The sequence below is a fragment of the Pseudomonas sp. CFBP 13710 genome, from assembly GCF_014842235.1.
Lineage (GTDB): Bacteria > Pseudomonadota > Gammaproteobacteria > Pseudomonadales > Pseudomonadaceae > Aquipseudomonas > Aquipseudomonas baltica.
On sequence record NZ_JACYVJ010000003.1, the window covers coordinates 178,847 to 198,812 of the forward strand.

The window sequence follows — 19,966 nt, forward strand, 5'->3', positions numbered from 1 at the left end:
GGGATTTTTCATGGCCGAAGCAGTGATTACTGCTGCGGGTATTGCTGGCCTGGAATCGGCTTGAGGTTGACTTCGACACGGCGGTTCTGGGCGCGGCCGTTGGCGTCGGCATTGCTGGCGATCGGCTGGTCGGGACCTGCGCCGCGGACCGACAGGCGCGAGCCATCGACACCCTGTGAGGTCAGGTAGTTGCTGACCGCCTGGGCGCGTTGCAGCGACAGGTCCATGTTGTGCTGGCGGCTGCCGGTGCTGTCGGTGTAGCCGACGATCTCGATGTTGTTCTCGTTGAACTGCTTGAACGAATTGCCCAGGTTGTTCAATGGCGAGTAGAAGCTGCTGGAGATGTTCGACGAGTCGGTGGCGAAGGTGATGTTGCCCGGCATGATCAGTTTGATCTGATCGCCCTGGCGCTGCACTTCGACCCCGGTGTTGGCCATGCTTTCACGCAGCGCGGCTTCCTGGCGGTCGGCGTAGTAGCCATAGCCTGCCGAAGCGGCACCCGCCACGGCAGCGCCGATCAAGGCACCCTTGCCGCGGTTGTTGTGGTCGATGGCGGCACCGGCCACGGCACCGGCCAGTGCACCCAGCCCGCCATACTTGGCGGTCTTGCTGATGCCCGACGAACCCTGGGCCTGGCCCTGGTTTTCATACGGATTCTGCGACGCGCACCCGGACAACAGGGCGATGGCAGCGGCGGCAGTGATCAAGCGACGCGAGGTAAACATGGGCAACTCCTACTACAAGGCGGAAATCTGCAAAACAGAATGCGGCGGGTCATGGACCTCTGACTGCTTTGGACGGCAAAACCCGGGAAAGATTCCCCAGACCGGGCCGACCAGGCTCGACGCCAGCGGCTTGCACAGTGCCGCTTAAAAATGCACGCCGAAGCTGAGTTCGACGAAGTCGCGGTCATCCACCGTGGTGTACTTGCCGTCGAAGAAGTTGGTGTACGACAGGCTCGCCGTGTAGGTGTTCTGGTACTCGGCGTCGAGCCCGAGGCTGACCGCCTTGCGACCTTCCTCGAAATTGCCGCCGGGGCTTGGCGAATAGCCGGACACATCGTGCGACCACGCCACGCTGGGGCGCAGGTCGATCCCAGGGAGCACACTGTTGTAGTCCCAGATGGCGCGCGCGCGATAGCCCCATGAAGTGCTGGTGGTGAAGCCGCCATCGGTGCAGTTGCGCGACAGATTACGGGTCGAGGCACCGGGACCTGCAGCGGCCAGGGTACCGGTGTTGAGGAGCGTTGCGCAGGTGTCCAGGCCATTGGTGGCGGGCAACGCACCGGGACCATGCACCGCGTCGCGACCGTAGCGCCTGCGCGAACTGCTCTCCAGGCCACCGACATGGGTAACGCCCACCTCGCCCACCACGGTCAACCGATCTGCGCCCATGACCTGATCGAAGAAATGCGTCAGGGTGGTCTGCAGCTGGGTGATTTCCTTGCGGCGGTAGCCCTTCAAGTCCTGGCCGGGCGTGCCGTCGAGCAGCGACGCATTGCTGTAGGTGCCGCCCAGCGGGCGCACACCGGCATAGAGAATGTCGGTGGTGTTGAGCTGCACCGGTGCATTGGGCCGGTAGCTGACTTCGCCACTCCAGGCAGTGCCGGTAGGCAGCGTGGTGGAAAAGCTCAGCCCGTAAAGACGAATGTCTTCGGGGTAGTCGTAGAAGTAGCTGGAATTGCCGGCCACCAGCAACGGCGCCAAAGCCCCGGCGCGCGACGCTGATGCATAGGTCGCGGTCGATGCGCCGGTGGCGTTGAACAGCGGCAGGCGGCTGTGGTAATTCATGAAGTAGGCACCGAACTCGGTGTCCAAAGGGTCGTAGTTGTAGTGCAGCGCCACGCCGAACTGGCCACTGTCGCGCGCATCGCGGTCCGCACCGCGGCGCACCAGCACCCCCTCTTCGTTGACATTCACACCGGCAGCGGCAAGCGCTGGAAGATCAGCGGCAGGCAGGCCCGAGCGCTTGCTCAGCAGGCGCAGATTGTCACTGCATCCATCGGCGGCAACGTCTGCCCGGGCGAAGAACGTGCCGCAGTTGTCAGCCACCGTCTGGTCCCATTCGAGCTGGTAGAAGGCCTCGGCCGAGAGGTTGTCGGTCAGGCTCTGCGAGACGTAGAACAGGTTGACCGGGACCAGCCCTTCCTTGATCTCGGCACCGGGTCGGCGCAAGGCCGAGACGTCGATCGGGTTGAGGGCATTGATGCCATTCTGGATGAAGGTGCTCTCGCCCCAACTGACCACCTGCTTGCCCAGGCGAACGCCGCCTGGCTGATCGGCGAGGGCATAGTTGTGGTAGACGAACGCGTCGAGAAGCTGCGCGCCGGAGGACTGCCCGGCCTCCTTGCGGTGGACGTCGCTGATGTCCTTGAAGGGACGGCCTTCGTCCTTGAGTTCGAAGTCGTACCAGTACTTGCCGCGAATGAAGACGCCGCTGTCGCCGTATTTCAGTTCCAGGTCGTGCAGCCCCTCGAAGACCTTTGAAAAGGTTTCGCCCTTTTTGAAGTTCAAGCGACCGTCGTCGGCGGTCTGCGACAGGCCCGAGCCACCATTGTTGACGCCGATCAGGTTGCGGTTCGCCCCGGCCGTGGACCAGCTGGCGCCGACCGACAGCGCGGTATCGAACTGACCCTCGATTTCGCCGATGTTGAAGCTGACGGCAAGCGCCGGCCCGGCAAGCGTCGCCAGACCAACTGCCAGGGGTAATCTGGCCCGGCGACAGGACAGGTGTACTGAGTTCATCGACGCTGATCCATGTTCCGCTGTTCTCTGTTCGTTAGGGTGCTGGCAAGGGGCACTGCGCCGCCATTATAGCCAGCCAGAAGCGTTATCCGACGCCAGCGCGCGGCAGGTTTCAGCGTATTTCACTGAGGGCGATCTTCACACCCAGCGCCACCAGCACCACGCCCATGGCGCGGTCGAACCAATGGCCCATGCGCGCGAAGCCTTCGCGCACCCGGCGCTGGCTGAACAGCATGGCGACCAGGCAGAACCACAGCGCCGTGGCCAGCGCCAGGTACACGCCGTAACCGGCCTGCACCGGCAGCGGCGTGTGCGGACTGATGACCACGGTAAACAGGGAAAGAAAGAACAAGGTGGCCTTGGGGTTCAGGCCATTGGTCATGAACCCGGCCACATACGCGCCCTTGGGCGTGCGCTGGACCGGCGCCGCGCTGCTGGCCTGCACGTCGACCGCGGCCGGCTTGGCGCGCAGGGCCTTGAAACCGATGTAGAGCAGGTACGCCGCAGCGGCCCACTTCAGCACATTGAACAGCACGATGGACTGGGACACGATCAGGCCGATCCCCAGCAGTGAATAGCCCACGTGGACGAAGATCGCCGTGCCCACCCCCAGCGCGGTCCACAGACCGGCCCGGCGTCCGTGGCTGACGCTTTCGCGCACCACCACCGCAAAATCCGGACCCGGGCTGGCCACCGCCAGCAAGTGGATGAAGGCAACGGTGAGAAATTCGGTCCAGTACATGACGGCAGGCTCCAGGCGCGGCAGATGCAAACACGGTGATTGCAAAAAACAGCCCCGGACGCTACCTCAGGTCAGCAGGCCAGGGCCACAAGATTTTCATCCAGCAGCTATGGTAGAACATCCACATCCCCTTCAAGAGGTTCACCCATGCCCGCTACCCGTGCCGCCTTCCTCGACTACAGCTCCCTGGACCTGGGTGACCTGGACCCTGCCGCGCTCAAGGCCTGCTTCGAAGACCTGCAGTTCTACCCCAGCACGACGCCTGCGCAACTGCCCGAGCGCCTGCGCGGCCTGAACGTGGTCATCAGCAACAAGATCGCTCTGGATGCCGCGACCCTGCAGGCCTGCCCGGACCTCAAGCTGGTACTGGTGTCGGCCACGGGCACCAACAACGTCGACCTTGCGGCCGCGCGCAAACTGGGTATCACCGTGTGCAACTGCCAGGGCTACGGCACCCCATCGGTGGCCCAGCACACCTTGATGCTGTTGCTCGCCCTGGCGACCCGACTGCCCGACTATCAGCGCGCCATCGCAGCCGGCAAATGGCAGCAAGCCAAGCAGTTCTGCCTGCTGGATTTCCCCATCGTCGAACTGGAGGGCAAGACCCTCGGCCTGCTGGGCCATGGCGAGCTGGGCGGCGCGGTTGCCAGGCTGGCCGAAGCCTTCGGCATGCGCGTGCTGTCGGGGCAGATTCCCGGCCGCCCGGCACGCGCAGATCGCCTGCCGCTGCATGAACTGCTGCCGCAGATCGACGCGCTGACCCTGCACTGCCCGCTCAACGAGCACACCCGACACATGATCGGCGCACCCGAACTGGCGCTGCTCAAGCCCAGCGCCTTCGTGGTCAACACCGCGCGCGGCGGCATCATCGACGAGCAGGCCCTGGCCGATGCCTTGCGTCGTGGCCACCTGGGCGGTGCGGCCACCGACGTGCTCAGCGTCGAGCCACCGGTAGACGGCAACCCCCTGTTGGCCGACGACATCCCACGCCTGATCATTACCCCGCACAGTGCCTGGGGCAGTGTCGAGGCGCGCCAGCGCATCATTGGCCAACTGGCGGAAAATGCCACGGCCTTCTTCGCTGGCCAGCCCATCCGCAGCGTCTGAAACCGGCCCTGGTCTGCTAGAATCCGCGCTTTTGCCAGGAGCCCTCCCATGGACCCGCGCAGTGAAGTGCTGCTTCGTCAGGCCAACTTGTTTCAAGGTCAACTGCTGCTGGCCGGGCTGCCTGCCGACGACCTCTTCGGCCAGTTGCCGAACGCCGCCGGCTGGTGCTGGCATGCCGGCGACCAGGCAGCGCTGGACGCGCGCTTCGAGGGTCGCAGCCATTTCGGCGTCAACGTCCCCGAGACGCCGTTCGATGGCGCGGTGTTGTTCCTGCCCAAGTCCCGCGACCTGACCAGCTACCTGCTCAATGCCCTGGCCGCTCGGTTGCAGGGGCGTGAGCTGTACCTGGTAGGCGAGAAGCGTGGCGGCATCGAGGGCGCGGCGAAGCTGCTGCATGCCTTCGGCAAGCCGCGCAAGCTGGACAGCGCACGGCATTGCCAGCTGTGGCAGGTGACTGTCGACCAGGCACCAGCGGCCGTGGACCTGGAAAGCCTGGCGCAGCGCTATGAGCTGGAGATCGCCGGTGAGCCGTTGACCGTGATCAGCCTGCCGGGGGTATTCAGCCATGGTCGGCTGGACCGTGGTACCGAACTGCTGCTCGATCACATCGGTGGCCTTCCTCGCGGCCATCTGCTGGACTTCGGCTGCGGCGCCGGCGTGGTCGGCGCCAGTCTCAAGCGGCGCTACCCGGACAACCAGCTGACCTTGCTCGATGTCGATGCCTTCGCCACCGCCAGCAGCCGTCTGACCCTGGCGGCCAACGGGCTGGATGCCGATGTCATTACCGGTGACGGTATCGACGCCGCGCCACTGCATCTGGATGCCATCATCAGCAATCCGCCGTTCCATGCCGGGGTGCACACCAGTTACCACGCCGCAGAGAATCTGCTGGAAAAATCCAGCCAACATCTGAAAAAAGGCGGCGAACTTCGCTTGGTTGCCAATAGTTTCCTGCGTTATCAACCGCTGATCGAGGGCGCTTTCGGGCGCTGCCAGACGCTGTCCGAGGCGCGCGGCTTCAAGGTCTATCGTGCCATCAAATAGCCAAATCTTCGCTTGCCCTATCGTGATTGCCTAGGCAGAATCCGCACCGTCCTAGGGGAGTAGTCTCCCGCGAGCGCCAGCTCGCATGGCACGCGTCAACATACTTGGCCCTCAGGCCATGGCGCGTGCGACCCAGCGGCCGCACAGACGGCCCGGGTTTGACAAGACCTATGACACGCACACCTTACCCGGGGCGGGGAGGCTGTTCGTGTCATAGCCGTGTCGACCCGCCCCCATAGGAACGCTCCTGATGTTGGAATCCCTGCTTGTCCCTACCGGGCTGGTGGCCTTGGCCGAAATTGGCGACAAGACCCAGTTGCTCGCGTTGATCCTTGCGGCACGCTTTCGCAAGCCCTGGCCGATCATCGCCGGTATCGTCGCCGCAACCCTGGCCAACCATGCGGCGGCAGGTGCAGTAGGCGCCTGGTTCAGCGGCTTCTTCTCCGACGCCGCCCTGCACTGGATCCTGGCGGCAAGCTTCGCCGCGACCGCTCTGTGGACCCTGATACCGGACAAGATCGACGACGACGAAGCCAACACCGCGCGGCGCTACGGGCCGTTCATGACCACGCTGATCGCGTTTTTCATTGCCGAGATCGGCGACAAGACCCAGGTCGCGACGGTGATGCTGGCAGCGCAGTACCCGCACTTGCTGATGGTCATCATCGGCACCACGCTGGGCATGTTGATTGCCAATGTACCGGTGGTACTGGCGGGCAATTTTGCCGCCGACAAGCTGCCGCTGACGCTGATCCGCCGGCTGGCCTCGGGGGCGTTTTTCATTCTGGCGTTCGTTGCGGTGTATCAGGCGATGAAGGTCAGCGGCTGGGTGTAAGGTGCTGGGAGCGGCGGCGCGGCTTTCGCGGCCGCTGACCGCTCCTACAGGGGACTCTTGTATGGGAAGTCCCCTGTGGGAGCGGGTCTCTGCCCGCGAATCAGGCGCCGCGGGCCATCAGGATTTCTTCGCCTGCTCGTACAGCGGCATCACCTTGGGAATGGCCGCCTGCAGTGACGATATCCGGCTGGCTGAAGCCGGGTGTGTGCTCATGAATTCCGGTGGCGAATTGCTGCCTGCTGCTGCCGTCATCTTGTTCCACAGGGTGATGGCGGCATTGGGGTCGTACCCTGCACGCGCCGCCAGCTCCAGCCCGAACAGGTCGGCTTCGTTCTCGTTGCCGCGGCTGTTGGGCAAGGTCAGGCTGTAGTTGACCACGGTATCGGCCAGCTTCAGGCTGTCTTCGCCCAGCCCCAGCAGCGCCCCTGCCCCGTTGCGGGCCATCTGGATGCCGTAGGCCTTGGACATCGACTCGCGGCCGTGCTCACGCAAGGCATGCGCGATTTCATGGCCCATCACGGCGGCGATCTCGTCGTCGGTGAGTTTCAGTTTGTCGATCAGGCCGGTGTAGAAAATGATCTTGCCGCCGGGACCGCAGTTGGCGTTGAGCTCGTCGCTCTTGATCAGGTTCACTTCCCATTGCCACTGTGCCGAATCCGGGCGCAGCTTGGGCGCCTGGGCGATCAGCCGATCGGCGATCGCCTGGACGCGCTTGGCTTCGGCGCTGGTCTTGTCGAGCACGCCCTTGCCACTGGCCTCGGTCAAGGTCTGCTGGTAGGACTGGGCGTACATCTTGTTCACCTCATCGGTGGACAGCATGCTGAACATGTATTGCTTGCGCTCCACACCCACAGCGCCCGAGCTGGTGGTGTTGACGGCCTGACAACCGGCCAGCAGAAGGCTGACGGCCAAGGTGGCCGGAATGAAGAACTTGCCCATTGGGACTCTCCTGGGAAACCTGGCGGGTATCCTACACGGTGAGTATCGGACACGACACCTGCGCAAGCAGTCCGCCCGATGCACCGCGGTGCCCGTTTCGCGGCCACGGACCGCTCCTACGGTTGCACCGCGCGAACCCGTAGGAGCGGTCCGCGGCCGCGAACAGGCGACGCGGTCGGTACAGTTGCTCCGCGCGAACCCGTAGGAACGGTCCGTGGCCGCGAACAGGCGACGCGGTCGGTACAGTTGCTCCGCGCGAACCCGTAGGAGCGGTCCGCAGCCGCGAACAGGCGACGCGGTCGGTACAGTTGCACCGCGCGAACCCGTAGGAGCGGTCCGTGGCCGCGAACAGGCGACGCGGTCTGTGCAAAGACTCACGCCGGGGTCAGGCACTCCGGGGCATTGAGTTTGGGGTCGTTGACCAGATTGGCCAGCGGACGCTCGCGCAGAGCGGCCTGGGGCGCGGCGAGCAGCGACTGCAGGGCAGCCAGGGGCGTTGCTGGGTCCAGCCAGGCTGCCTGCCCGGCGGCATCGAGGATCAACGGCCGGCGCTGGCTCATGGCCGGCTGAGTCACCACTGCAGTGCTCAACCAGACCTGCTCCTGCACCGGATAGGCTTCCCAGATACCCGCGAAAAACAATGAAGAACCTTCCCCTGGCGTCAGCCAGAAAGGCCGCTTGCGCACATTGCCCCGCCACTCGTAGAAGCCGTTGGCCGGAATCAGGCAACGCCGCAGACGCAAGGCCTCGCGAAACATCGGCTGCTCGGCCACCGTCTCGGCACGCGCATGGGCGGGGGTTCGCGACAGATCGGTCAGCCACGGCGGGGTCAGCCCCCAACGAGCCTTGGCCAGGGTCGAGCGTTCTCCCTCCCGACGCTGGATCAGCACCGAATCACCCGGGGAAATATTCCACTGCGCCTGCTGGCCTTCGGGAAAGCCCTCCTGTGCGGCGAAACCGGGTGACCAGCGAAACAAGGCAAAACGTCCACACATCAGGCAAAAACTCTTGAGGGGTCTAGCACAGCAGAACCCCGGGGAAACTGTCGGGCTCGTCGCCCGACATGGGCAGCGCGGCATTGTACTCACCGATCAGCTGCCGTGCGTAATCGGCCTGCTCGTCGGCCACCAGCAAACCCAGCAGGCCCATCGCGGGCAGGTCGCCCATGCCGCCAACCAGATCCCGGCCAGCCAGATGCACACCTACACCTTCGTTCTCCAGCATGCCCAAAAGCATCTGCGCTTCGAGCAGGCTTGCAGGCTCGTAGATGCGCTGCATCACTCGTTCTCGCTGCGCACGTGCAGCGACCATTGCTCGCCGTCGGTGTGCAACGCGAACACGATGGGGCGGCAGCACACCGGGCAGTCTTCTATATAGTGCTGATCGCCACCCGACAGGTCGAGCACCGCTTCGGCCGGTTCTCCGCAATAGGGGCAATCGTAATCTTGGGTTTCCAGCATCGCGGCCTCCACGGCTCACTTGTGCGTATAATCGCCACTCTGTTTGCAGGCCGTTGGCTACATGGGCCCCTACCCTTTGCCCACAACCTTGCGCCTGTACCTTTACCTTAGCCGTTTCCAACAAGAGAGCATGATGGGCGAATTCGATGCCATCCGACCGTACGACGACGCCGAAGTACCTGCCGTTCTGGCACGGCTGCTCAGCGACCCGGCATTTCTGGATATCCTCACCCACTTCCGCTTCCCGCGTCAGGCCAAGACCTTTGGCTGGTTGCTCAAGCCGTTGATCGCACGGCGCCTGCGCCGCGAGTTCAAGGATGTCAACAACGTCGCCACCCTGCAGGACAAGGTCGAGTTCTACGTCGACCACACCATCGACCGCGCCACCGACGGTGTGACCTACACCGGTGTCGAGCAGTTCAAGTCCGGCAGTGCGTACCTGTTCCTGGCCAACCATCGCGATATCGTCATGGACCCGGCGTTCGTCAACTACGCCGTGTACCACGCAGGCCTGCCGACGCCGCGCATTGCCATCGGCGACAATCTGCTGCAGAAGCCTTTCGTCAGCGACCTGATGCGCCTGAACAAAAGCTTCATCGTTCATCGCTCGCTGGTTGGGCGGCGTGAAAAGCTGGCGTCCTACCAGCTGCTCTCGGCCTACATCAACCACTCGATCCGCCACGACTGCGCCTCTATCTGGATTGCCCAGGCCGAAGGCCGCGCCAAGGACGGCGACGACCGCACCGACTCGGCGATCCTCAAGATGTTTCACATGAGCCGCAAGGATGAGCCTTTCGGCGAAACCATCAAGGCGCTGAACCTGACGCCGGTGTCGATCAGCTACGAATACGACCCCTGCGATCAGGCCAAGGCGCGCGAGCTGTACATCCGTGCAACCAAGGGCGCCTACAACAAGGCACCTGGCGAAGACGACGTCAGCATTGCCCAGGGCATTACCGGCTACAAGGGCCGCGTGCACATCAACTTTGCCTCGCCCATCACCGAGTCGTTCGAAGACACCAAGCAGCTGGCCGTGGAGATCGATCGGCAGATCCTGGGCGGCTATCGCCTGTTCCCGGTGCACTACCTGGCCTACGCGCAGTGGGCGGATGCCGACCCCGAGCTGCAGGTACCTGTGGCAGCCGATGTATTTCCGGCCGCCGAGCTGGAAAAGGCGCGTGCCGAATGGCTGCGACGGCTGCGCGAGTGCCCGGTGGAACAACGACCGTTCCTGGTGGTGCAATACGCCACGCCGGTGCGCAACCAGTATCGCGTCAAGGCAGGGCTGCTGCTCTAGGGTCACTCTGGGGCATGGGGTGTCATGCGGCCGTCATGGGTCTGTCATGCGCCCTTCATGCACCCTTCATACAAAACAGGCATCGTGTTGCACCCTCACCCAACACGCTTCGGATGCCCGTCATGCTGCACGCCCTGAACCAGGATCGTCTCTACCACATTACCGCCAGCGACGAGCAGGAAGCCCTGATCGACGCCCTGGCGTTCAATGTCCAGGACCGACAGTGGCTGGTGTATTGCGCCTTAGGCGGTCATCAGCACGGTGACTGGCCCGATCTGGACCTGGGCACGGGCATCAGCGTGCTCGACTTCCACCTGCAGGCGGCCTGAAGCCTGCACGCAGCCGAATCCGGCCCATGAAAAAGCCCGCGAACATCGCGGGCTTTTTCATGGCTGGCAGAGGCTGTCAGAAATTGCTCTGGGACAGGGTCTGGCCGATGGTGGCGTCCTTGAACACGCGCGTCAGCGCATCGCTCAGCACATCGCTGACCAGCTTGGTGTTGGTTTCCTGGTTCGGCGCCATGCCGAAACGCTGGTTCAAGGAAGCGCCATAGCGGCCGCTGTAGTGGCGGCCACCGTTGGTCACGTCGGCCTTGAACGTGGCGCCGATGTTGGCCTCGGTGACGTACATCTTGTCCTTGGGCGACTGGTACTTGAGCTCGGCCAGGGTGATGGTCAACGTGGGTGCGCTGCCGTTGTTGCCGGTGGGCGTGAAGCCGAGCAGGCGCACGGCCGCTTCGGCCTGGGCCTGCAGCTTGGGCAGCACGTCGTTGGCGGCAACGCTGACCGCGCTGGTTTCCGGATACAGGCCGCCACGGGTGCCCAGGGTCGGCGAAGGTCGACCGTCGACCACACGCACGGCCACTGCCTGGCCCTGGCCAACGGCGGCGAACTGCGAGGTCAGGCGCGGCTGAGGGCTGAGTTGTTGCGGGCTGTTGGCACAACCGACCAACGTCAGACTGGTCACAGCGATCATAGCGAACAACAGGCGGTGCAACATGCGCATCTCTCCGGCAACGGGCAGTGGATAAGCCGCGAGTATAGCGGGGCCTGCGGGCAATGGACCAGCCATGAAACACGTGCAGGCCAGTGCGGTGCGGTCCGTGTCATCAGCCTGTCACCGTCGGCGGGCAGTATCGCGTCTACAGTCCACCGCACGCCACCACACGGAGAATCGCTCATGGGTTTTCTCAAGTCTCTGTTCAGCGCCAGCCAGCCCTACCGTTGCTACGTCGCGCTCGACCAGCAAGGCCTGTGCCGCGCCTTCAAGCAGTGCCAGCAGGCGCCCGTCGGCGAGGGTTGGGTCGAGGTTGGCGATATTCGCCCACAATGGCTGGGCCAGCCATTGCCTGCCCATGCCCGCGTCAGCTCCCGTGCCACGGGGGCTAGCGGGATTCGGGCCGTGCACGCCTGACCGGCCGGTCACCAAAAGCCTGTAAATAACGATCAACTCGCCGCGTTTCATCGCTATAATCTTCCCCCGATTATAAGGACGTCTCCTGATCGGGCCTCGCAGCACTGCCAACACACTCGTCTTGGCCTCCGCACCGCCCACAGAGAGCCGCCCACGCAGGTCACGCGCTGGCGTTTCCATTCGCTCGTGCCACCCTGCCGCTGCCGATCCTCCAAGCAGCCTTCTTGAGGTTCACGACTCCAAAAGAGCGTGAAATAAACGGGTTTCACAACTTCACAAGAGTGTGGCGAGCAAATGAAAAGTCTTGGATCTGTACCAGCACTATCTGCGTCCCGAACAGCCCAACGAGGAAGGATCGAACGCTTCGCATGATGGCTCCAGTTCGCTGAACGCACGTATCAACCATGGTCCTATGGCGTTGGCGGGCCGAACGTGAGTTCATGGGCAATGCCCGGCAGACTTGTCGGCACAGGCCATTTCAGCGATGCAGTTGCGAAGATTCGGACATGGCGACCCAGGCCTGCACAGACGTACCGGGGTCCCATGCTGTCAATGGGTGCTGAAGATTTTGGAGACGCGTTAAATGGCGCAAAACGAAGCAGTCGACGTGGTATTGGTAGGGGCCGGCATCATGAGTGCCACCTTGGCCGTACTGCTCAAGGAACTCGACCCGGCATTGAAGCTGGAAGTCGTCGAGCTCATGGACTCCGGTGCCGCGGAGAGCTCCAATCCGTGGAACAACGCCGGGACCGGCCATGCCGGCCTGTGTGAGCTCAACTACACGCCGCAGGCCGCCGATGGCTCCATCGACATCAAGAAAGCCGTACAGATCAACACTCAGTTCGAGGTCTCGAAGCAGTTCTGGGCCTACCTGAGCAGGAAGAGCAGCTTCGGTTCGGCACGTTCGTTCATAAGCCCGGTCCCGCACCTGAGCTATGTCGAGGGTGACAAGGGTGTGGCCTTCCTCAGGAAGCGCTATGAAATGCTCAAGGCCCACCATGCCTTCGCCGACATGGAATACACCGAAGACAAGGCAAAGATGGCCGAGTGGATGCCGCTGATGATGCCGGGGCGTTCCGCCGACCAGCACATCAGTGCCACCCGCGTGATGGGCGGTACCGACGTCAACTTCGGCGCCTTGACCAACAAACTGCTGGCTCATCTGGCCAGCGCACCCGGCGCGCAGGTGAAGTACTGCAAGAAGGTCACCGGCCTGGCGCGCAAGGGCACTGGCTGGACGGTCAGCGTCAAGGACGTCAACACCGGCAATACCCGCGAGATCGACGCCAAATTCGTATTCCTCGGTGCAGGCGGTGCTGCTTTGCCCCTGCTGCAGATGTCCGGGATCGAAGAGGGCAAGGGCTTCGGTGGTTTCCCGGTCAGCGGCCAGTGGCTGCGCTGCGACAATCCCGAAGTGGTCAAGCAGCACCAGGCCAAGGTCTACAGCCAGGCGGCGGTGGGCTCACCGCCCATGTCCGTGCCCCACCTGGACACTCGCGTGGTCGATGGCAACAAGTCGCTGCTGTTCGGCCCTTACGCCGGCTTTACCACCAAGTTCCTCAAGCATGGCTCGTTCCTCGACCTGCCGCTGTCGGTGCGCGCGGCGAATATCGGCCCGATGCTGGCCGTGGCCCGCGACAACATGGACCTGACCAAGTACCTGATGAGCGAAGTGCGTCAGTCCATGGAGCAGCGCCTGGATTCGCTGCGGCGCTTCTACCCGCAGGCCCGGGCCGAGGATTGGCGCCTGGAGGTGGCTGGCCAGCGCGTGCAGATCATCAAGAAGGATCCGAAGAAAGGCGGCGTGCTGCAATTCGGCACCGAGTTGGTGTCGGCCGCCGACGGTTCGCTGGCGGCCTTGCTCGGTGCATCACCAGGTGCCTCGGTGACCGTGTCGATCATGCTCGACCTGCTGGAACGCTGCTTCCCCGAGCAGACCCGATCACAGGCGTGGGCGACCAAGCTGTCGGAGATCTTCCCTGCCCGTGAACAGGTGCTGGCGAACGATGCCGAAACCTACCGTCGCGTCAGCCATGACAGCGACGTGGCGCTCGAGCTCGCGGAAAAAGCGGACGGCGTGCAGCATTACGCCTGATACACCGCACGTACCGCCGACGCGGCTCGCGCCGCTGCTACAGGGAATTGCATCGCTCCCGTAGCAGCAGTGCAAGCCGCGTCCGTGCACATTGCCCTTGTAGCAGCGGTGCAAGCCGCGTCCGTGCGCACCGCCCTTGTAGCAGCGGTGCAAGCCGCGTCCGGGCTCACCGCGTTTCTACAGACACACCGCGCGTGCCGCCGACGCGGCTTGCGCCGCTGCTACAGGGGTCGTTTCAGGCTCGCTGGATCAGGTCGATGTATTCCTGGGCGTTGCGCTGGTCGCGAATCAAGGTGATGAAATCGTTGCCGTGTTCGTCCTTGCCGTCGAACTCGTAACCGGCTTCCTTGAAGAACACCAGAAAGCGTGCGAAATCATCGACGCGCAGGCCACGGTACGCCTTGATCAGCTTGTGCAGCGACGGCGAGGTGGCATCGACCGGCTCGAAATTCAGGAACAGCTTGATCTGCTCATCGCCGATCTCGTCGCCAATCAATTGCTTCTTGTCTTTACGCATTACCGACTCCAACTCGCTATCACGGTCATTCACGGGGCAGGCAGTTTACCCTCGGCTTGGCGATGGGCTCAACGCGCGCGTAGGCTGCCGGTGTGCAGATCGGCCCAGACATGCCCATTGGGGTAGCTGAGGAACTGCACGTAGACGGTGTCGTTGCGCAGCAGGTCGAGCAGGATCCGGTACTGGCTCAGCGGATAGGTCAGGGCCAAGGTGCCAGTGGCCGCATCGAAGGCTGGCCGCTTCAGGCTTTTGCTCTCGCCATCGAAGGTGATCAGCACTTCGGCCAGTTTCGCGTCCTTGCTCAATGCCTTGCCCTTCAAGCGCAACAGCATGGGCGCGGTCACCGGTATGGGCTGCTGGTTGGAAAGGCGCTGATTGCCCATGACCACCGAGTAGCTGGTCACCTGCACCAGTTGCTGCTGCGGATCGCCTTCGCGCAGGGACTGCTCATCGGGCGGCAGGAACTGTTCGTGTACGAGCCCATGCACAGGCGCTGCGGCCAGCGGCAGACAGGTCAGCAAGGCAATGGCGGCAACGGTCAGGCGCATGGGCGGCTCCTTGTGGAAGAGCCGCGGACTTTAGCATGTTGCAAGGGGGGCGGGTCTGCGGCGAGGCCGGACGCGGCTCGCGCCGCTGCTACAAGAACGACGCAACCCCTGTAGCAGCGGCGCAAGCCGCGTCCGACAGCGCCCGCAACCCCTGTAGCAGCGGCGCAAGCCGCGTCCGACATCGCCCGCAATCCCTGTAGCAGCGGCGCAAGCCGCGTCCGGCAGCGCCCGCAATCCCTGTAGCAGCGGCGCAAGCCGCGTCCGGCAGCGCCCGCAACCCCTGTAGCAGCAGCGCAAGCCGCGTCGGCAGCGCCCGCAACCCCTGTAGCAGCGGCGTAAGCCGCGTCGGCGGCGCGTGCCATGGGTCTGGAGGAATGCAATAAACCCGGGGTCGGTCTCGGGAGGGAGGCCTTACATCCCCTTGACGGCGAAGATACCCGCAGCGTTGCGCCAGTACCCCTTGTAGTCCATGCCGTAACCGAAGATATAACGGTCGATGCACGGCAAACCCACGAAGTCGGCCTTGAGGTCGGGACTGGCCTTGCGGTCGTGGTCCTTGTCGATCAGCACGGCGGTGTGCACGGCGCGGGCGCCGGCGTGCTTGCAGAAATCGATGATGGCGCTGAGCGTGTGGCCCTCGTCCAGGATGTCATCGATGATCAGCACGTCGCGGTCGATGAAAGAGATTTCCGGCTTGGCCTTCCAGAACAGATCGCCGCCGCGGGTTTCGTTGCGATAGCGGGTGGCGTGCAGGTACGACGCCTCCAGCGGGAAATCCAGATGGGTCAGCAGCTTGCCGGAGAAGATCAGCCCGCCGTTCATCACGCAGAACACCACGGGGTTGCGGTCAGCCAGTTCAGCGTTGATCTGCGCGCCGACCTTGGCGATGGCAGCCTCGACCTGGGCTTCTGTGTACAGGCAGTCGGCCTCTCGCATGACTTGACGGATGTGCTCGAGATCAGCGGACATGACGCTCTCCAAGGGGGGCGGTGGAAGAAAAGCGGGCAAAGGTACGCACACACCTGGCATGAATCAAGCACAATCCAGGCTTTCATGCACTAACGTGCAGTATGTCTATAGGACAGCCCGATACAATAGATTAATCTACCGCCGTTTTTTTGCCCGTTCGGAGCCTTTCCCCATGCCTATCCGTGAGATCCGCCACCCGCTGATCCGCCACAAGCTCGGCCTCATGCGCCGTGCCGACATCAGCACCAAGAACTTCCGCGAGCTCGCCCAGGAAGTGGGAGCCCTGCTCACCTACGAGGCCACCAAGGATCTGCCCCTGGAAAACTACGAAATTGCAGGCTGGGCCGGCCCGGTGGTGGTCGAAAAGATCGCGGGCAAGAAAATCACCGTGGTGCCCATCCTGCGCGCCGGCATCGGCATGCTCGACGGCGTGCTCAGCCTGATTCCGGGTGCCAAGGTCAGCGCCGTCGGCGTTGCGCGCAACGAAGATACGTTGCAGGCGCACACCTACCTGGAAAAGCTGGTCGATGAAATCGACGAGCGCCTGGCGATGATCATCGACCCGATGCTGGCCACCGGCAGCTCCATGGTTGCCACCATCGACCTGTTGAAGAAGGCCGGCTGCAAGGAAATCCGCGCCATGGTGCTGGTGGCTGCGCCCGAGGGCATTGCCGCCGTGGAAAAGGCACATCCCGACGTGCAGATCTACACTGCTTCGATCGACGAGCGCCTGAACGAGCATGGCTACATCATCCCCGGGCTGGGCGATGCCGGTGACAAGATCTTCGGCACCAAGCAGAAGGACGCCTGACCCATGCAGGACGAGTTCAACGATCCGCTCTGGCGGCAGGTGCTGTCAGGCGCGCAAATGCTCTTCGTGGCGTTCGGCGCGCTGGTACTGATGCCGCTGATCACTGGCCTGGACCCGAACGTGGCGCTGTTCACTGCGGGCCTGGGCACGTTGCTGTTCCAACTGGTGACGGGTCGTCAGGTGCCGGTATTCCTGGCATCGAGCTTTGCTTTCATCACACCGATCATTCTCGCCAAGGGCCAGTTCGGCCTGGCCGAGACGATGGGCGGGATCATGGCGGCCGGATTCGTCTACACCTTCCTCGGGCTTGCGGTGAAGATCAAGGGCACCGGCTTCATCGACCGCCTGCTGCCACCCGTGGTAATCGGCCCGGTCGTGATTTCCATCGGCCTGGCGATGGCGCCGATCGCCGCCAACATGGCGATGGGCAAGGCCGGCGATGGCACCGAACTGATCCCCTACGCCACAGCCATGTGGATCTCCATGCCGGCGCTGCTCACCACCATCGTCGTCGCCGTGTTCGGCAAGGGCATCTTTCGCCTGGTGCCGATCATCGCCGGGGTACTGGTGGGCTTCGCCATGGCATTCGTCTTCGGTGTGGTGGACACGGCCAAGATCGCCGCAGCTTCCTGGCTGGCCCTGCCACACTTCACGGCGCCGGCGTTCAACTGGCAAGCTATCCTGTTCATTGTGCCCGTGGCGCTGGCACCGGCCATCGAGCACATTGGTGGCGTGATCGCCGTGGGCAGCGTGACCGGTCGTGACTACCTGAAGAAACCCGGCCTGCACCGCACCCTGCTGGGCGATGGCATTGCCACGACTGCCGCCGGCCTGTTCGGCGGACCGCCCAATACCACTTACGCGGAAGTGACCGGCGCGGTCATGCTGACCAAGAACTACAACCCCAAGATCATGACCTGGGCGTCGATCTTCGCGATCAGCCTGGCGTTCGTCGGCAAGTTCGGCGCGCTGCTGCAGAGCATTCCGGTACCGGTGATGGGCGGCATCCTGTGCCTGCTGTTCGGTTCCATCGCAGCGGTGGGCCTGAACACGATGATTCGCCACAAGGTCGACATGGCCGAGGCGCGCAACCTGGTGATCGTCTCGGTAACCCTGGTGTTCGGTATCGGCGGGGTGCTGGTCGGCACCGGGACCGGGCCCGATGACTTCGGCCTCAAGGGCATTGCCCTGTGCGCCGTGGTGGCGATTGCCCTGAACCTGTTGCTGCCGGGGCATGGTGACTGGAAAAAGGACTCGCAGGCCTGAAGCCGTCAGGGAGCGCCATGGCGGCGCTCCCTGCTGGCAGATTCAGCGTCAAAGCATCAAGGGTGCCCGCTCGCACAGGGTATTCAACGCTTCACCCCATTGCGGGTGATCATTCAGACACGGCACCAGCACCAACTCCTCGCCCCCCGCCTCGCAGAACTGCTCGCGCCCACGGTCGCCGATCTCCTCCAGGGTCTCGATGCAATCGGCGACGAACGCCGGGCACATCACCAGCAACTTCTTCACCCCTTGCTTGGCAAGTTCATCCAGACGCGCCTCGGTGTAGGGCTCGATCCACTTGGCCCGGCCCAGTCGCGACTGGAAGGACACCGACCAGCTACCGTCGGCAAGGCCCATGCGCTCGGCGAAGGCACTGGCCGTACGCAGGCACTGCGCGCGATAGCAGACGGCGAGCACTTCAGGCGTGGCATTCTGGCAGCAGTCGGCGGAACGCAGACAGTGGCCGCCGGTAGGGTCGATCTTGGTCAGGTGCCGTTCGGGCAGTCCGTGGAAGCTCATCAACAGGTGGTCATGGGGTTGCGCCAGGTAGGGCTTGGCACTGGCCACCAAGGCATCCACGTATTCCGGCTGGTCATAGAACGGTTGCAGCACGCTGAATTGCATGGCCAGCTTGCGCTCGCGCACCACTTTGCGTGCCTGCTCGATCACCGTGGTCACGGTGCTCTGGGCGAACTGAGGATAAAGCGGAGCCAGGGTGACTTTCTGCACCCCCTGCTCGGCCAGGCGCGCAAGCGCCGTATCCAGCGAAGGCTCGCCATAACGCATGGCGACTTCCACCGGACCATGGCGCCACTGCTCGGCCATGACCGCCTGCAGGCGCCGGGTCAGGACCACCAGCGGCGAGCCGTCCTCCCACCAGATCGAGGCATAGGCGTGTGCCGATTGCTCGGGGCGCTTGACCAGAATCAGCGACACGATCAGACGCCGCAGCGGCCATGGCACGTCGATGACATAAGGGTCCATCAGGAACTGGTTGAGATAGCTACGTACATCGGCCACCTGGGTCGATGCGGGCGACCCCAGGTTGACCAGCAGCAGGGCGTGATCGGTCATGCAGCGTCCTATTTCAGGTTCGTCGTTTGAGAGCTCAGAGGCGCCGCGACAGTTCGGTCAGGGCGGCGGATAGTTCGCTGTAGCGGAAATTGAAACCTGCGGCCTGCAGCGCCACCGGGCGAGCGCGCTGGCCACCGAGCAACAGCCCTGACAGCTCGCCGAGCCCTGCCTTGAGCAACAGCGACGGCAGTGGCAGGAAAGCCGGGCGATGCAGGGCACGTCCCAGCTGTCGTGCGAATTCACGGTTGCGCACCGGCTCCGGCGCGCAGGCATTATAGGGACCGCGGCACTGGGTCTGGTGCAAGAGAAAATCAATCAAGGCGATTTGGTCGTCGATATGAACCCACGGCATCCACTGCCGGCCACTGCCGATCGGGCCTCCCAGCCCCAGCTTGAACGGCAGCACAAGGCGCTTGAGAAAGCCGCCCTGACTTGCCAGCACCAGCCCGGTGCGTACCAGCACCACCCGCACGCCCAACGCTTCGGCGCGCAGGGCCGTCTCTTCCCAGGCAATGCACAAGTGACTGGCGAAGTCCTCCTTGACCGGTTGCGAGGTCTCGTTCAATTCACGTTCGCCACCATCGCCATACCAGCCTACCGCCGAGCCGGAAATCAACACTTCGGGCCGCTGCGCACGGCTTTCCAGCCATGCCAGAAGGCGCTCGGTGAGGGTGATCCGGCTGCTCCACAGCAACGCCCGGCGCCGCGCCGTCCACGGACGGTCGGCAATCGGCGCGCCGGCCAGATTGACCACCGCATCCACCGTTTCGTCGCCGATTTCCTCGAGCTGCGCCACGCCACGCACGCTGGCTCCGCACAGCTGCTTGACCTGTCCCGGCTGGCGACTGAGCACCGTCAGCCGATGCCCCTGCCCTACCCAGTGCTGGCAAAGCTTGCGGCCGATGAGCCCGGTGCCGCCGGTCAGCAATATGTGCATAAGGTTTCTCCAATGTGGCGTTGCGTCTGCAGCGCTAGTCTATTTTCATGAGACAGGCACTTTCCATCCGCGTGCCTCTCTCATGAACCATAGGACACCTGAGCAAAAAGGATCCCGTTAACTTATACTTATTAAGTCTTTTGTACAGGTTTGTTTTTCCGAACACAC

The 19,966-nt window shown here is 63.5% G+C and carries 22 protein-coding genes and 1 riboswitch; of the genes, 9 read left to right on the forward strand and 13 right to left on the reverse strand.

All coding sequences use genetic code 11. From position 1 onward, the window contains the following. Nucleotides 1–26 precede the first annotated feature (26 nt). From IFT44_RS09255 to IFT44_RS09265, 3 genes are all read right to left on the reverse strand, one after another. A complete protein-coding gene (locus IFT44_RS09255; protein ID WP_122475182.1) occupies nt 27–725 on the reverse strand; it encodes an OmpA family protein in 699 nt (232 codons plus the stop codon). Nucleotides 726–869: 144 nt separating this feature from the next. Beyond that, the gene (locus tag IFT44_RS09260) at nt 870–2,744 is read right to left on the reverse strand and encodes a DUF1302 domain-containing protein (RefSeq protein ID WP_192175796.1); all 1,875 of its coding nucleotides are present in this window, start codon (nt 2,742–2,744) and stop codon (nt 870–872) included. 112 nt (nt 2,745–2,856) lie between these two features. Further along, nucleotides 2,857–3,486: a LysE family translocator gene (locus IFT44_RS09265; RefSeq protein ID WP_122475185.1), complete on the reverse strand. Its 630-nt coding sequence runs from the start codon at nt 3,484–3,486 to the stop codon at nt 2,857–2,859. A 147-nt stretch (nt 3,487–3,633) separates the two neighbouring features. Here IFT44_RS09265 and IFT44_RS09270 point away from each other — a divergent pair, with 147 nt between their 5' ends. The 3 genes from IFT44_RS09270 (at nt 3,634) to IFT44_RS09280 (ending at nt 6,472) form a co-directional block, all read left to right on the forward strand. Further along, the gene (locus IFT44_RS09270) at nt 3,634–4,593 is read left to right on the forward strand and encodes a 2-hydroxyacid dehydrogenase (RefSeq protein ID WP_192058607.1); all 960 of its coding nucleotides are present in this window, start codon (nt 3,634–3,636) and stop codon (nt 4,591–4,593) included. 48 nt (nt 4,594–4,641) lie between these two features. Beyond that, nucleotides 4,642–5,637, forward strand: coding sequence for a class I SAM-dependent methyltransferase (locus tag IFT44_RS09275; protein WP_192102618.1), 996 nt, complete (start codon nt 4,642–4,644; stop codon nt 5,635–5,637). Between the two features lie 42 nt (nt 5,638–5,679). After that, nucleotides 5,680–5,797, forward strand: a riboswitch (yybP-ykoY riboswitch). A gap of 90 nt (nt 5,798–5,887) precedes the next feature. Further along, nucleotides 5,888–6,472 carry a TMEM165/GDT1 family protein gene (locus tag IFT44_RS09280; protein ID WP_122475190.1) on the forward strand — a complete coding sequence of 195 codons (585 nt, stop codon included), beginning with the start codon at nt 5,888–5,890 and terminating at the stop codon, nt 6,470–6,472. A 117-nt stretch (nt 6,473–6,589) separates the two neighbouring features. On the opposite strand, the gene IFT44_RS09285 is transcribed toward IFT44_RS09280, so the two are convergent. The 4 genes from IFT44_RS09285 to IFT44_RS09300 all read right to left on the reverse strand — a co-directional run bounded on the left by IFT44_RS09285 (nt 6,590) and on the right by IFT44_RS09300 (nt 8,871). Continuing rightward, nucleotides 6,590–7,411 (reverse strand): M48 family metallopeptidase, encoded by an 822-nt coding sequence (locus IFT44_RS09285; RefSeq protein ID WP_122475191.1) that lies wholly within the window; start codon nt 7,409–7,411, stop codon nt 6,590–6,592. Between the two features lie 374 nt (nt 7,412–7,785). Continuing rightward, nucleotides 7,786–8,406, reverse strand: a complete 621-nt coding sequence (locus IFT44_RS09290) for an SOS response-associated peptidase (protein WP_122475193.1) — start codon at nt 8,404–8,406, stop codon at nt 7,786–7,788. A gap of 22 nt (nt 8,407–8,428) precedes the next feature. After that, on the reverse strand, nt 8,429–8,689 hold the full coding sequence (locus IFT44_RS09295; RefSeq protein WP_122475195.1) for a putative signal transducing protein: 261 nt from the start codon (nt 8,687–8,689) through the stop codon (nt 8,429–8,431). Next, on the reverse strand, nt 8,689–8,871 hold the full coding sequence (locus IFT44_RS09300) for a CPXCG motif-containing cysteine-rich protein (RefSeq protein ID WP_122475196.1): 183 nt from the start codon (nt 8,869–8,871) through the stop codon (nt 8,689–8,691). The genes IFT44_RS09295 and IFT44_RS09300 overlap by 1 nt, the downstream gene beginning before the upstream one ends. 130 nt (nt 8,872–9,001) lie before the next feature. Between IFT44_RS09300 and IFT44_RS09305 the strand changes: the two genes are divergently transcribed. Together IFT44_RS09305 and IFT44_RS09310 are read left to right on the forward strand one after the other, a co-directional pair. After that, entirely contained in the window at nt 9,002–10,168 is a 1,167-nt protein-coding gene (locus tag IFT44_RS09305; RefSeq protein WP_192175797.1) for a 1-acyl-sn-glycerol-3-phosphate acyltransferase, read from the forward strand. Between the two features lie 122 nt (nt 10,169–10,290). After that, entirely contained in the window at nt 10,291–10,497 is a 207-nt protein-coding gene (locus tag IFT44_RS09310; RefSeq protein ID WP_192054690.1) for a hypothetical protein, read from the forward strand. A 76-nt stretch (nt 10,498–10,573) separates the two neighbouring features. Here IFT44_RS09310 and IFT44_RS09315 read toward each other — a convergent pair whose 3' ends face one another. Next, nucleotides 10,574–11,167 (reverse strand): YajG family lipoprotein, encoded by a 594-nt coding sequence (locus IFT44_RS09315; RefSeq protein WP_122475200.1) that lies wholly within the window; start codon nt 11,165–11,167, stop codon nt 10,574–10,576. Between the two features lie 180 nt (nt 11,168–11,347). Between IFT44_RS09315 and IFT44_RS09320 the strand changes: the two genes are divergently transcribed. Both IFT44_RS09320 and mqo read left to right on the forward strand, forming a co-directional pair. Further along, complete coding sequence (locus IFT44_RS09320) at nt 11,348–11,581, forward strand: hypothetical protein (protein ID WP_192137734.1); 234 nt, start codon at nt 11,348–11,350, stop codon at nt 11,579–11,581. Between the two features lie 583 nt (nt 11,582–12,164). Next, nucleotides 12,165–13,676 (forward strand): malate dehydrogenase (quinone), encoded by a 1,512-nt coding sequence (gene mqo / locus IFT44_RS09325; RefSeq protein WP_192175798.1) that lies wholly within the window; start codon nt 12,165–12,167, stop codon nt 13,674–13,676. Between the two features lie 235 nt (nt 13,677–13,911). Here the strand turns inward: mqo and IFT44_RS09330 are convergent, their stop codons facing one another. From IFT44_RS09330 to IFT44_RS09340, 3 genes are all read right to left on the reverse strand, one after another. Further along, complete coding sequence (locus IFT44_RS09330) at nt 13,912–14,193, reverse strand: PA4642 family protein (RefSeq protein WP_122475204.1); 282 nt, start codon at nt 14,191–14,193, stop codon at nt 13,912–13,914. Nucleotides 14,194–14,261: 68 nt separating this feature from the next. Next, nucleotides 14,262–14,741, reverse strand: coding sequence for a hypothetical protein (locus tag IFT44_RS09335; protein WP_122475206.1), 480 nt, complete (start codon nt 14,739–14,741; stop codon nt 14,262–14,264). 411 nt (nt 14,742–15,152) lie between these two features. After that, nucleotides 15,153–15,710, reverse strand: a complete 558-nt coding sequence (locus IFT44_RS09340; RefSeq protein ID WP_122475207.1) for a hypoxanthine-guanine phosphoribosyltransferase — start codon at nt 15,708–15,710, stop codon at nt 15,153–15,155. A 172-nt stretch (nt 15,711–15,882) separates the two neighbouring features. Between IFT44_RS09340 and upp the strand changes: the two genes are divergently transcribed. Continuing rightward, on the forward strand, nt 15,883–16,521 hold the full coding sequence (gene upp, locus IFT44_RS09345; protein WP_122475209.1) for a uracil phosphoribosyltransferase: 639 nt from the start codon (nt 15,883–15,885) through the stop codon (nt 16,519–16,521). A 3-nt stretch (nt 16,522–16,524) separates the two neighbouring features. Continuing rightward, complete coding sequence (locus IFT44_RS09350; protein ID WP_122475210.1) at nt 16,525–17,787, forward strand: uracil-xanthine permease family protein; 1,263 nt, start codon at nt 16,525–16,527, stop codon at nt 17,785–17,787. 48 nt (nt 17,788–17,835) lie between these two features. Here the strand turns inward: IFT44_RS09350 and hemH are convergent, their stop codons facing one another. After that, the gene (hemH, locus tag IFT44_RS09355) at nt 17,836–18,861 is read right to left on the reverse strand and encodes a ferrochelatase (protein ID WP_192137731.1); all 1,026 of its coding nucleotides are present in this window, start codon (nt 18,859–18,861) and stop codon (nt 17,836–17,838) included. A 34-nt stretch (nt 18,862–18,895) separates the two neighbouring features. After that, nucleotides 18,896–19,798, reverse strand: a complete 903-nt coding sequence (locus IFT44_RS09360) for a TIGR01777 family oxidoreductase (protein WP_185795015.1) — start codon at nt 19,796–19,798, stop codon at nt 18,896–18,898. Nucleotides 19,799–19,966 lie beyond the last annotated feature (168 nt).